An 11,932-nucleotide genomic window follows, 5' to 3' on the forward strand; every position below is an offset into this window, starting at 1 on the left:
ATGACGAAGCAGACCATCCTCGGCCGGGTCGCGCAGCTCGCGAAGGCGAACATCAACGCGCTGCTCGACGGCGCGGAGGATCCGCAGAAGATGATCGACCAGCTGATCCGCGACTACACGGACAACATCGCGGAGGCCGAGGAGGCGGTGGCCACCACCATCGGCAATCTGCGGATGCTGGAGCAGGACCACCAGGAGGACGTGGACGCGGCCGCCGAGTGGGGCGGCAAGGCGCTCGCGGCCAGCAAGAAGGCGGACGAGCTGCGGGCGGCCGGGACCGCGGCGGAGGCCGACCGGTTCGACAACCTCGCGAAGGTCGCCCTGGGCCGGCAGTTGCAGTCGGAGAAGGAGGCGAAGGACGCCGAGCCGACGATCGCCGCGCAGACCGAGGTGGTCGGCAGGCTCAGGTCCGGGCTCGACCAGATGGGGGCCAGGCTGACGGAGCTGCGCTCCCGGCGCGACCAGCTGGTGGCCCGCGCCAAGACGGCGCAGGCGCAGAACCGGATGCTGGATGCCGCGAAGAGCATCGACGTCCTCGACCCCAGCAGCGAGCTGGGCCGCTTCGAGGACAAGGTGCGGCGCGAGGAGGCGCGGGCGCTCGGCAGGCAGGAGCTGGCCGCGTCCTCCCTCGACGCGCAGTTCGAGCAGCTGGACTCGCTCGGCGACGCGGCCGAGATCGAGGCCCGGCTCGCCGCCCTGAAGAGCGGGTCCTGACCGTCGCCGGAGCGTGCGCCGGACCGGTCAGAAGAGGCTGAGCAGGGCCTCCGTCGGGTCCACCAGACCCGCGCCGCCGTCCGGCAGCGGCAGCTCGAACCACACCGTCTTGCCGCGCGGGGTGCGCCGCGAGCCCCAGGACGCGCTGAGCAGGCCGACGAGCTGGAGGCCGCGGCCGCCCTCGTCGGTGTCCCGGGCGCGCCGCCTGCGCGGCTGCACGAGACCGGCGTCCCACACCTCGCACACCAGTGAGCGGTCGAGCAGCAGCCGGAGCCTGATCTCGCCCTCGCCGTACCGCAGCGCGTTGGTGACCAGCTCGCTGACCAGCAGCTCGGTGGTGTCGACGAGGGGTTCCAGATCCCAGGCGAGGAGCTGGGCGCGGGCCCGCTCGCGGGCCCGGCCGACCGACTTGGGCTCGCGCGGCAGCGTCCAGTCGCCGACGTTCTCCGCGGGCAGGCCCTGGATGCGGGCCATCAGCAGGGCGATGTCGTCCTCGCCGTGGTGGGTGTCGAGGGTGGTCAGGACGTGGTCGCAGACGTCCTCCAGGGCCGGTGACGGGTCGTCGAGGGCGGCCCGGAACGCGGACAGGCCCTCGTCGAGCGGATGGTCCCGCGATTCGACCAGGCCGTCCGTGTACAGCGCGAGCAGGCTGCCCTCCGGGAGTTCGACCTCCACCTCCTCGAAGGGTTCGCCGCCGACACCGAGCGGCATGCCCGGCGGTACGTCGAGCATCAGCGCGCCCTCGCCGGGTTCGACCAGGACGGGCGGGAGGTGCCCGGCGTTGGCGAAGGTGCAGCGGCGGGTGACGGCGTCGTAGACCGCGTAGACGCAGGTGGCGAGGTAGACCTCGGACAGGTCCTCGCCGCTCTGGTTCGCGGTGCGGGCGGCGCGGGTGGCCTGCTGGACGCCGCCGGGGGTGCCGAGGCCGCGGGCGATCTCGTCGAGCGCGCTGAGCACTTCGGCGGGTTCGAGGTCGAGCAGGGCCAGGGTGCGCACGGCGGTGCGCAGTTCGCCCATGGCGACGGCGGCGCGCAGGCCGCGGCCCATCACGTCGCCGACGACCAGCGCGGTGCGGTGGCCCGGGAGTTCGATGACGTCGAACCAGTCGCCGCCGACCTCGGTCGCCGCGTTGCCCGGCAGGTAGCGGCAGGCGATGTCGAGGCCGGACGCCTCGGGGTTGTCCGGCGGGAGCAGGGAGCGTTGCAGTATCAGGGCGCGCTCGTGCTCGCGGCGGTACAGCCGGGCGTTGTCGATACAGACCGCGGCGCGCGCGGCCAGCTCCATGGCGAGGGCCCGGTCCCGCTCGTTGAACGGCTCGCTGCCCTTGGTGCGGGAGAACTGCACGAGGCCGACGACGGTGTCGTGCGCGACCATCGGCACGGCGAGCGTCGACTGCACCAGGCCGCCGGGCTGCGCGGGCAGCGTCTGCGGGCGGGCGGTGCGCAGGGCGTCCGCGCAGGCGGAGTTGAACGCGAAGCGGTGCACGGCCCCCACGCCGACCGGCTGCTCGCCGCCCGGGTCGAGAAAGGGCACGTCCGCCACGGCGCTCGCGGCGGCGACCCGGCGCAGCTCGGCGCTGCCGTCGGCGAGCCGGTGGTTGGCCAGCGCCGTCTCGTCGCCGGAGAGCAGGCCCTGGTAGAGGTCGACGGAGGCCAGGTCGCAGAAGCCGGGCACGACCACGTCGAGGAGTTCGCGGGAGGTCGTCTCCAGGTCGAGGGAGTTGCCGATGCGGGCGCCCGCCTCGTTCAGGAGGGCCAGATTGCGCCGGGCGTGGGCGGCCTCGCGGGCGGCGGCGTGCCGCCGGGTGACGTCGGTGGCGAGCCCGGCGATGCCGATGGTCCGGCCCGAACCGGTGTGCACGCGGTAGAGGTTGATGGACCAGTGCCGGCGCTCGGCCGAGTCCGGGGCGGGCCCGACGAGCTGCATGTCGGTGACGGCGTTGCCGCTCTCCAGGACCCGGCGCAGCGCGCCCTGCACCCGGTCGGCCTCGTGCCGCGGCAGATAGTCGTGGACGGTGCGGCCGCGGTGGTCCTCGCCGTGGCCGCCGAAGACCGAGGTGAACGTGCGGTTGGCGCGCTGGACCTTGAGATCGGTGTCGAACAGCAGGAATCCGAAGGGAGATTGACCGAAAATCGACTGCGAGGCGGCGAGGTCCGTCTCGATGCCCCGCAGGGTCTGGACGTCCACGACGATGCAGACCGCGGCCCGCTCACCGGCCTCGGTGGTCGACGGCATCACATAGACCTCGGCCGTGCCGTGCTGCTCGCCCGGCCCGTCGCCGTACGTGCGGAACGGGACCACGCCGGTCCACTCCCGCCCGTCCAGGATCTCCGCCATCTTGCGGCGGCCGCGGTCGCGCAGCTCGGGCGGGACGAACGCCTCGACGGGGTCCTTGCCCACGGCGTCCTCGGCCGCGACCCCGAAGAGCTGCGCGGCGCGCAGGCTCCACTGGTCGATCAGCCCGTCGGGGCCGATCGAGAACGAGGCGACCTTGATGTAGTCGTAGATCGACCCGGGCGGGCTCGTCTGCCAGATGTCGGCGGCCGGACCGGGATCCGGCTGCGCTCGCTCCAGCGGCGTCCGGCCCGTTTCCGGCGTCGACGCCTTGTCCGGGGCGCCCGAGGTGTTCTCGGATGCCCCGGCCTTCGCTGGTATCTCGCTCACGCGAACCGTCCCCTCCAGCTCACCGCGTCCGGCACCGGTCACCGGGGCGGCTGCCCGCAGTATCCAGCACTACGGAGCCGCACGACACGGTGTTCACGATCACACCACTGTCCCGACCCTTTTTGGCCCGTCGGGACCGACTCTTTCCGTACCCAGAGTGCGGGTGCGTCCACACACCGCGTTCTCCAGCCGAGTTCCACATTCCCGTCTCTTAACCAGGTGCGACCCGCTTAACCGGGATGCGCCCGTCCGTCCGGATTCAGTCCGGCAGGGCCAGCTCGAACCACACGGTCTTGCCGCCCGTCGTGCCGCCGGTCGTGGCGCCGCCGGGCCGGGTCCCCCAGCGCCGGGACGCGCCCGCCACGAGCTGGAGGCCGCGGCCGCCCTCGTCGTCGGGGGCGGCCGTGCGGGCGCGGGGCGGATCGGGCAGCGGGTCCGAGACCTCGACCAGCAGGGCGCCGCAGGCGGTCTCCGGGTGGACCAGCCGGACGCCGATGGGGCCCGACGCGTGCCGCAGCGCGTTGGTGACCAGCTCGCTGACCAGCAGGATCGTGATGTCGGCCAGGTCGTCGAGGTCCCAGGCGGCCAGCTGCGCCCGGACCGCCGCGCGGGCCCTGCGGACGGCCATGGGGTCGGCGGGGAAGGCCCACTCGGCGACGTCGCCCTGGGTGTGGAGCACACCGATCACTTCCCTGACCCGCGAGGATTGCGTCCGATTTCATCGGGCGTAATCGGGATATACCCGGACGAGGTGGGGTGTTATCGCGGAGCGTGCGGAGAGTGGGCCCGGGTGGTACGTACGGCGTAGGGTCCGCCGGGGTCAGAGGGCGGCCCGCACCGCGGGGACGTCCTGGTCCAGCCAGTCCACGGACCAGATGTCGGCCGGGGCCAGCCACCGCAGGTCGTCGTGGTCCTGGAGGGGCCGGGGGTCGCCCGAGACGACGGCGCAGCGCCAGACCCGCAGGACGTAACCGGGCTTCAGGGGCCACTCGCCGGGGACCCGCGCGAGCGGGGCGGCCTCGATGCCCAGCTCCTCGCGCAGTTCGCGGACCAGGGCGCGCTCCGGAGCCTCCCCCGGCTCCACCTTGCCGCCGGGCAGCTCCCACCGGCCGGCGAGCTCGGGGGGCGCACTGCGGCGCGCGGCGAGCAGCCGGCCCGCGGTGTCGTACAGGGCGGCGGCGACCACCACGACGGCCGCTTCGGTCTGATCGGTCATGCGGCGGAGCTTACGGCTCCGTCAGCGCACCGAGCCGTTGCGCACCGAGGTGGTGTTCTCCGAGAGGCGCTCGACCCAGTAGAGCTGTTTGTGGCCGTGGGCGTCGAGGCTGTCGGCTATGCGCTGGGCCTCCGCCCTGGTCGCGTAGCGGCCCACGCGGTAGCGGTTGCCGTTGTCGTCCTGGCGTATGACGAGCCACGGAAGTGTCGTCGTGCCGTCGTTCATCGTGCGCCGCCCCTCCCTGATCGGCCCGACTCCGGCTCGCATCGTGCCCCGCCCCCTGAGCGTCTCGAGGAAACCACAATCCGCATATGCCCGAGCCTACGCCTGACCTTCACAGAGCGGATACGTATTGGCACAAAGAGATACGCAACAAGCCATCACCGGACGGCGCCAAGGGGGCGCATTTGCATAAATGCGCCCCCTGCGTCACACCCGTCCCACTCAGTCCCTGCGCACCGTCGGCAGCGGCAGCAGAACGGCCTCCCCGGACGGCAGTTTCGTGCAGGCGTCGCCGCACGTCGCGTCCAGCGAGCAGCACAGCGAGCAGATCGGCCCGGACTGCACCGGGCAGTCGGCGATGTCGGGCAGTTCGTACGCCGTCTCGCAGACGGCGCAGGTGTGGGTGGCGGTGAGGTCGACGCCGTCGGCGAGCACGACGTCCGGCCCGTTCACCGGGTTCGGCCGGGCCAGGTAGTACTTGCCCTTCGTGGCCCAGGCGATCAGCGGGCACAGGGTCAGCGCGAGACCGGCCGCGATGAAGGTGGAGAAGGCCTCCGCGTACTCCCCGAACAGGCCGAAGAAGGCCAGGATGGAGACGGTCGAGGCGATCACCATCGAGCCGAAGCCCGCCGGGTTCACCGCGTACAGGTAGGCCCGCTTGAACTCGATGTACTTGGGGCTCCAGCCCACCCGCTTGTTGATGACGAGGTCGGCGGCGACGGCCGCGATCCAGGCGATGCCCACGTTCGAGTAGAAGCCGAGCAGCTTGTTCAGCGCGGCGAACATGTTCATCTCCATCAGCGTCAGCGCGATGGCGAGGTTGAGGAAGATGTACCAGACGCGGCCGGGGTGCCGGTGGGTGACGCGGGAGAAGAAGTTCGACCAGGACAGCGAGCCGCTGTAGGCGTTCGTGACGTTGATCTTGATCTGGGAGACGATCACGAAGAGCGCGGCGGCGGGCAGCGCGACCGAGCCCAGCCACGGCTTCAGCGCCTCGATCTGCGGGGCGATCGGTTCGAGCGCGTGCGTGGTGCCGACGGCTTCGAGGGCCACGAAGGCGAGCAGCGCGCCGCCGATCTGCTTGGCCGCGCCGATGATCACCCAGCCGGGTCCCGCGGCGAGAACGGCCAGATTCCACCGCCTGCGGTTCTGCTCGGTCCTGGCCGGCATGAAGCGCAGGTAGTCGGCCTGCTCGCCGATCTGGGCGATGAGCGAGAGCGCGACGCCGGTGCCGAGCCCGAAGCCGAGCCAGGAGAAGCCGCTGCCCGCGCCCTCGGTGCCGCCGAAGTGGGTGAAGTCGCCGAAGGAGCCCGGGGAGTGGAAGGCGAGGATCACGAAGGGCAGCACCAGGCCGATCAGCCAGACGGGCTGCGTCCACGCCTGCACCTTGGCGAGCGCGCCCATGCCGCGGAACACGATCGGGATGACGATGAGCGTCGTCAGCAGATAGCCGACGGGCAGCGGCAGCCCGATCACCTCGTGCATCGCCTGCGCCATGATCGAGCCTTCGAGCGCGAAGAAGATGAAGGTGAACGAGGCGTAGATCAGGGACGTGAGCGTCGAGCCGAAGTAGCCGAACCCGGCCCCGCGCGTGATCAGGTCCATGTCCAGGCCGTAGGTGGCGCAGGCCCGGGCGATCGGGATGCCGGTGAGGAAGATGATCGTCGCCGCGCACAGGATCGAGGCGAAGCCGCTGGTGAATCCGTAGGTGAAGACGATGGACGCGCCGATCGCGAAGTCGGCGAGGTAGGCGATGCCGCCGAGCGCGGTCGAGGCGACCATGGTCGGCGACCAGCGCCGGTAGGAGTGCGGGGCGTAGCGCAGCGAGAAGTCCTCGCGGGACTCGTCGGCCGCGAGCTTGGCGTAACTGCGCCGGGGCGCCTGCCGGTTCGGCGGCTGGGGCGGTGCCGGATCGGCGGTGGGCAGTGCGGTCTCGGTCATCGTCGGCTTCCCGTTCGTCCGTCAGTCAGCGGGGCCTTGCCGCAGCGGTAGCGGTATACCGGTACGGCGGGTACGCAGATGGACGGTAGGAGCCGTGCGTGACGGGCCGGGGCAGCGCGGGATTGCCTGCCGGTTACGGGAGCCGGGGCCCGGTTAACTCCGGATATCGCGGGCCGCACCGCGCGTCCGGCCAGCGGACGGGCGCGCGGGCGTCCCGTACGGGCCCGGCGTCAGGGCCGGTCGGGGGCCAGGTCCGGGGTCATTTGACCGGCAGGTGGTAGGCGATCTGATAGCGGTCCGCGGGGACCACGATGTCGGCGGTCTCGACCGGCCGGCCGGAGGCGAAGAAGGTGCGGTGGATGACGATGACGACGTGTCCGGGCACCCCGCCGAGCGCGCTCAGCTCCTCGGCGAGGCCGGGGCGGGCGGCCACTTCCTCCGTCACGTTGTCCACGATCACGTCGATCGCCGCCATCCGCTCGACCACGCCGCAGCCGCCCAGCGGGCCCTCCTCGGGCAGCATCACCGGGGTGCGGCCGGTGACCGCGAGGGGCTCCCAGGAGGTGGCGAGCATCATCGTCTCGCCCGCGTCCCGGTACACGTACGCCGTGCGCATCACGCGGTCGCCGGGGTGGATCGCGAGCCGCTCGGCGAGGTCGGCCTCCGCCTCGGCCTGCTCGCTGCGCGACTCCCAGGTGCCGCGCGCCGACGGCTCGGACTGCTCCTGGCGGAACGGGGTGGAGCCGCCGCCCGTGCGGTACCCGGAGCGGGCGACGCGGCGCGGGACCGGCCGCTCGCGCACATAGGTCCCCGACCCCGAGCGGCCCTCGACCAGCCCCTCCGCCATCAGCACCTTGCGCGCCTCCAGGGCGACGGTGTCCGACACCCCGTACTCCTCGCGGATCTTGGCCTGGGACGGGAGGCGGGTGTGTGGCGGCAGTGAGCCATTGACGATCTTCTCGCGGAGATCACCCGCGACGCGCAGGTACGCCGGCTGCTCACCGAATGACACTGATTGTTCCCCTCGCTCCCCGCGGATCCCGAGCGGTCTCCCCCGACCGCCGTCCGCGGCACCCCCGGCACATTGACAGACAGCAACAGCGTGGCAACCGTCGGTTGAGACGTGCAAGCGAAGGCCAGAGAATCACTCGATGTGATGACTTACCCGGGAGCAGGGCTTTACGCAGGGACTTTCTCCAGGTAGTGAGCCATTCACACATCGGCGCCCGTATCGGCCGTGCGTACGTTTCCCGCGGCGCCGGGCTGCCTACGCTCTTCTCATGAGCGCCCTGCCCGACTGTTACTGCCCGCTGGACGGCACCCGCGTCCCGGCCGGGTCCCTCACCTGGTGCTGCCCCGCCTGCGGCGGCCCGCTCGACCTCGACTTCGCGCCGACCCCGGCCCCGCTCACGTCCCTGAGCGGGCGCGCCGGTTCCCTGTGGCGCTACGCGGAGTGCCTGCCGCTGCCGGTGCCGGACTGCACCCTCGGCGAGGGCCGCACCCCGCTGGTGCCGCTCACCGAGAAGGTCTCGGCGAAGCTGGACTTCCTCATGCCGACGCTGTCGTTCAAGGACCGCGGCGCCGTGCTGCTCGCCGCCCTGGCCGCGCGGCTGCGGCCCGATCGGGTGATCGCGGACAGCAGCGGCAACGCGGGCACGGCGATCGCCGCCTACTGCGCCCGCGCCCGGCTGCCCTGCACGGTCTACGTGCCCCAAGGGACCTCGCCGAAGAAGCTGGAGCAGATCGGCGCGCACGGGGCACGGCTGCACGGGGTGGAGGGCGACCGGGAGGCGACGGCGCGCGCGGCGCGGGCCGCCGCCGACGAGGACGGCGTGTTCTACGCCAGTCATGTGTACAACCCGTACTTCCTGCACGGCACGAAGACGTACGTCCACGAGCTGTGGGAGGACCTGGGCGGCCGGCTGCCCGAGGTGCTGGTCGTCCCGGTCGGCAACGGCACGCTGCTGCTGGGGGCCGCGCTCGCCGTCGCCGAGCTGCACACCGCGGGCCTCATCGACCGGCGGCCCGCCCTGCACGCGGTGCAGGCCGCCGCGGTGGCCCCGCTGGCGGCGGCGTGGCGGGCCGGGGCGGACGACCTGGTGGGGGTCACGCCGACGGCGCCCACCGTCGCCGAGGGCATCGCCCTCACGCACCCGCCGCGGGCCCGGCAGATCCTGCGCGCGGTACGGGAGTCGGGCGGCGCCTTCCACACGGTGACGGAGGATCAGCTCCGGCACGCCCAGCTCGACCTGGCGTCCCGGGGCCTGTACGTCGAGTCGACCGGCGCCGCCTGCTGGGCGGCGACCCGCGAGGACGGCCCCCTGGGCGCCACCCTGTCCGCCCGCACCGCGGTGGTCCCCCTCTGCGGAGCGGGCCTGAAGACGGGCCTGGCCGCCTAGCGCCCCGCCCGGACCCGGGAGAACGGTGCGCCCCGGACGGCCCCGCCCACCCGGACCGCCCAATCACCGGCGCGCATGCCGCACCCGGCACCCCCCACCCCGCACGCTCGACCCGTGACCACCATCGCCCGCAGGACCCTCACCGCCGCCCTCCCCCTCACCCTCGTCCTGACCACGGCCGCCTTCCTCCCCCCGGCCCCCGCGGCCCCCGCAGCCCCCGCGGCCCCCGCCGGCCCCGCCCCCGCCTGCGCCGCCCCCGGCTGGACCCTGGGCACCCGCACCGCCGACCCCGGCAACCCCTACTCGGCGTACACCGGCAACGGCTACCTCGGCGTCCGCGTCCCCTCCACCGGTTCCGGCCACACCCCGGACGCCGGTGCGCGGAAGACGGGCTGGCCGCTCTACACGCCGCGCTACGACGGCGCCTTCGTCTCCGGCCTGTACGCGCGCGGCCCGGAGCACACCGCCCACCGCCCGGCCCTCGCCGCGCTCCCGAACTGGACCGCCCTGGAGGTGAGCGCGCGCGGGGAGACGTACGGGCCGGGCAGCCGCACCACGGGCTACCGGCAGCGCCTGGACCTGCGCTGCGGCACGGTCGTCACCTCGCTGACCTGGGTGCACCGCGACGGCCGCCGCACCGGCCTGTCCTTCGAGGTGCTGGCCGACCGGGCCCGCGCCCACGTCGGCGCGGTCCGCCTGCGCGTCACCCCGCACTGGTTGGGCCGGGTCACGGTGACCGACCGGATCGACGGGCGCGGCGCCCGCCGGCTGGCCGCGACCGGCGCGGGCCCGGCGGGCAAGCGCACCGCCGCGGTCGGCTTCCGCACCGACGGCACCGGGGTGAGCGGCACGGTGGCCTCCACCCTGCGCTCCCCCGGCCGCACCCACGAGCCCCGCCGCTCGGACGGCCTGGACGGCGCCACGTCGGCGGAGTTCGACGCCCGCTCCGGCACCCGCTACGACGTCGTGAAGTACGTCGGCGTGGACACCTCCCTCACCTCCGCCGCCCCGCGCCGGGCGGCGGTGAGCGCCTCGCAGCGGGCTGCGGCCGCGGGCTGGCAGGCGCTGAAGGACGAACACGTCCGCGCCTGGCGGGCGTTGTGGACGTCCGACATCGAGGTGCCGGGCCGCCCCCGGCTCCAGGCAGAGCTGCGCGCCGCCCAGTACGGCCTGCTCTCCTCGGTGCGCGCGGGCGCCGACGACAGCATCCCGCCGGCCGGCCTGAGCAGCGACGACTACGCGGGCATGGTGTTCTGGGACGCCGAGACGTGGATGTTCCCCGCGCTGCTTGCCACCCGCCCGGAGCTGGCCGAGCCGGTCCTCGCGTACCGCTACCGCACCCGGGCGGCGGCCGCCGACAACGCGCGCAGGACGTCCGTGAAGGGGCTCATGTACCCCTGGACCAGCGCCCGTTCGGGCGGGCTGTGGCAGGAGTGCCAGAGCTGGTACCCGCCCCACTGCGTCCTCCAGAACCACCTCCAGGGCGACATCGCGATCGCCGCCTGGCAGTACTACCAGGCCACCGGGGACCGCGCCTGGCTGCGCGAGCGGGGCTGGCCGCTGCTCAAGGGGCTGGCCGCGTACTGGAGTTCACGGGTGACGGCGCACCGGGAGGACGGCTCCTACTCGATCGACGACGTGGCGGGGCCGGACGAGTACAGCAACGGCGTCGACGACGGGGTCTACACGAACGCAGTCGCGGCGACCTCCCTGCGCGCCGCCGTCGCGGCCGCCCGGCTGGTCGGCGCGCGGCCCGGCGCCGACTGGGCGAGGATCGCCGGCCGGCTGCGGATCCCGTACGACGCGCGCCGCAGGATCTTCCTCCAGTACGCCGGTTACGACCCGGCGCACGCGCGGGACGGCAAGCAGGCGGACGCCGTGCTGCTGCTGTATCCGCTGGACTGGCGGCCGATGCCGGCGGGCGCCGCGGCGGCCACCCTCGACCACTACGCGGCGCACACCGACCCCAGCGGCCCCGCGATGACGGACTCGGCGCACGCGGCCGCCGCCGCGGCGATCGGCGAGCCGGGCTGCGCGACGTACACGTTCCTGGAGCGGGCCTCGCGGCCGTTCTTCCGGGAGCCCTTCGGCGCGTTCTCGGAGGCGCGCGGCGACAAGGCGGGCGGGGGCGACGCGCTCGCCGGGGCGCCCGCGCAGGACTTCCTGACCGGCAAGGGCGGGTTCCTCCAGGTCTTCACGCACGGGCTGACCGGGCTGCGGCTCCGGGACGGGGACGCCGTGCGGCTCGATCCGATGCTGCCGCCGCAGCTGGCGCGCGGGGTCACGGTCAAGGGGCTGCGGTGGCGGGGCCGGACGTACGACATCGCGCTCGGCGCCCGCCGGACCACCGTGCGGCTCACCTCCGGCCGGCCGTTCACCGTGGAGTCCCCGGCCGGCCGCGGCACCGTGACGGCCGACGGGCTCACCCTGCGGACCCGGCGCCCCGACCTCGCCCCGACCCCGGACCTGGCGCGCTGCCGGCCGGCGCGGGCGACGTCCGAGGACCCGGGCCAGTACGCGGGCGCCGCCGTCGACGGCAACCCGGCGACGGCCTGGCGGCCCGCCCGGCCGGGCGCCGCGCTCACCGTCGACCTGGGCGGCTCCCGCACCCTGCACAAGGTCACGGTGACCGGGACGCGGGCGTACCGGGTGCGGGTCTCGGCGGACGGACGGCACTGGACGGCGTTCGGCGCGGGGGCCCGGGCCCGGTTCGTGCGGGTCACCCAGACCGGTGGCGCGCCGTCGGCGGTGGGCGGGCTGACCGTGACGTGAGCCC

The 11,932-nt window shown here is 73.8% G+C and carries 9 protein-coding genes; 3 read left to right on the top strand and 6 right to left on the bottom strand.

Annotated elements, in window-relative coordinates; genetic code table 11:
- Complete coding sequence (locus ACIP5K_RS01485) at window positions 1–714, top strand: PspA/IM30 family protein (RefSeq protein ID WP_401403846.1); 714 nt, start codon at window positions 1–3, stop codon at window positions 712–714.
- A gap of 27 nt (window positions 715–741) precedes the next feature.
- Here the strand turns inward: ACIP5K_RS01485 and ACIP5K_RS01490 are convergent, their stop codons facing one another.
- From ACIP5K_RS01490 to ACIP5K_RS01515, 6 genes are all read right to left on the bottom strand, one after another.
- A complete protein-coding gene (locus ACIP5K_RS01490) occupies window positions 742–3,378 on the bottom strand; it encodes a SpoIIE family protein phosphatase (protein ID WP_401403848.1) in 2,637 nt (878 codons plus the stop codon).
- 259 nt (window positions 3,379–3,637) lie between these two features.
- Complete coding sequence (locus ACIP5K_RS01495; RefSeq protein WP_401403850.1) at window positions 3,638–4,057, bottom strand: ATP-binding protein; 420 nt, start codon at window positions 4,055–4,057, stop codon at window positions 3,638–3,640.
- 141 nt (window positions 4,058–4,198) lie between these two features.
- Complete coding sequence (locus ACIP5K_RS01500) at window positions 4,199–4,594, bottom strand: (deoxy)nucleoside triphosphate pyrophosphohydrolase (protein ID WP_401403851.1); 396 nt, start codon at window positions 4,592–4,594, stop codon at window positions 4,199–4,201.
- A gap of 21 nt (window positions 4,595–4,615) precedes the next feature.
- Window positions 4,616–4,819, bottom strand: a complete 204-nt coding sequence (locus ACIP5K_RS01505; protein ID WP_401403853.1) for an SPOR domain-containing protein — start codon at window positions 4,817–4,819, stop codon at window positions 4,616–4,618.
- Window positions 4,820–5,038: 219 nt separating this feature from the next.
- The gene (locus ACIP5K_RS01510; protein ID WP_401403854.1) at window positions 5,039–6,757 is read right to left on the bottom strand and encodes a purine-cytosine permease family protein; all 1,719 of its coding nucleotides are present in this window, start codon (window positions 6,755–6,757) and stop codon (window positions 5,039–5,041) included.
- Between the two features lie 259 nt (window positions 6,758–7,016).
- Window positions 7,017–7,769 carry a GntR family transcriptional regulator gene (locus tag ACIP5K_RS01515; protein ID WP_401403856.1) on the bottom strand — a complete coding sequence of 251 codons (753 nt, stop codon included), beginning with the start codon at window positions 7,767–7,769 and terminating at the stop codon, window positions 7,017–7,019.
- Window positions 7,770–8,037: 268 nt separating this feature from the next.
- Here ACIP5K_RS01515 and ACIP5K_RS01520 point away from each other — a divergent pair, with 268 nt between their 5' ends.
- Window positions 8,038–9,156 carry a pyridoxal-phosphate dependent enzyme gene (locus tag ACIP5K_RS01520; RefSeq protein WP_401403858.1) on the top strand — a complete coding sequence of 373 codons (1,119 nt, stop codon included), beginning with the start codon at window positions 8,038–8,040 and terminating at the stop codon, window positions 9,154–9,156.
- A 75-nt stretch (window positions 9,157–9,231) separates the two neighbouring features.
- Window positions 9,232–11,928, top strand: coding sequence for a discoidin domain-containing protein (locus ACIP5K_RS01525; protein ID WP_401403860.1), 2,697 nt, complete (start codon window positions 9,232–9,234; stop codon window positions 11,926–11,928).
- Window positions 11,929–11,932: the final 4 nt, after the last annotated feature.

The organism is Streptomyces sp. NPDC088785 (assembly GCF_044750685.1).
Classification (GTDB): Bacteria; Actinomycetota; Actinomycetes; order Streptomycetales; family Streptomycetaceae; genus Streptomyces.

Excerpts from the sequence above, each read along its gene's own strand:
- ACIP5K_RS01505 (WP_401403853.1), bottom strand. The coding sequence starts at position 4,819 with ATGAACGACGGCACGACGACACTTCCGTGGCTCGTCATACGCCAGGAC.
- ACIP5K_RS01525 (WP_401403860.1), top strand. The coding sequence starts at position 9,232 with ATGCCGCACCCGGCACCCCCCACCCCGCACGCTCGACCCGTGACCACC.
- ACIP5K_RS01510 (WP_401403854.1), bottom strand. The coding sequence starts at position 6,757 with ATGACCGAGACCGCACTGCCCACCGCCGATCCGGCACCGCCCCAGCCG.
- ACIP5K_RS01485 (WP_401403846.1), top strand. The coding sequence starts at position 1 with ATGACGAAGCAGACCATCCTCGGCCGGGTCGCGCAGCTCGCGAAGGCG.
- ACIP5K_RS01500 (WP_401403851.1), bottom strand. The coding sequence starts at position 4,594 with ATGACCGATCAGACCGAAGCGGCCGTCGTGGTGGTCGCCGCCGCCCTG.
- ACIP5K_RS01520 (WP_401403858.1), top strand. The coding sequence starts at position 8,038 with ATGAGCGCCCTGCCCGACTGTTACTGCCCGCTGGACGGCACCCGCGTC.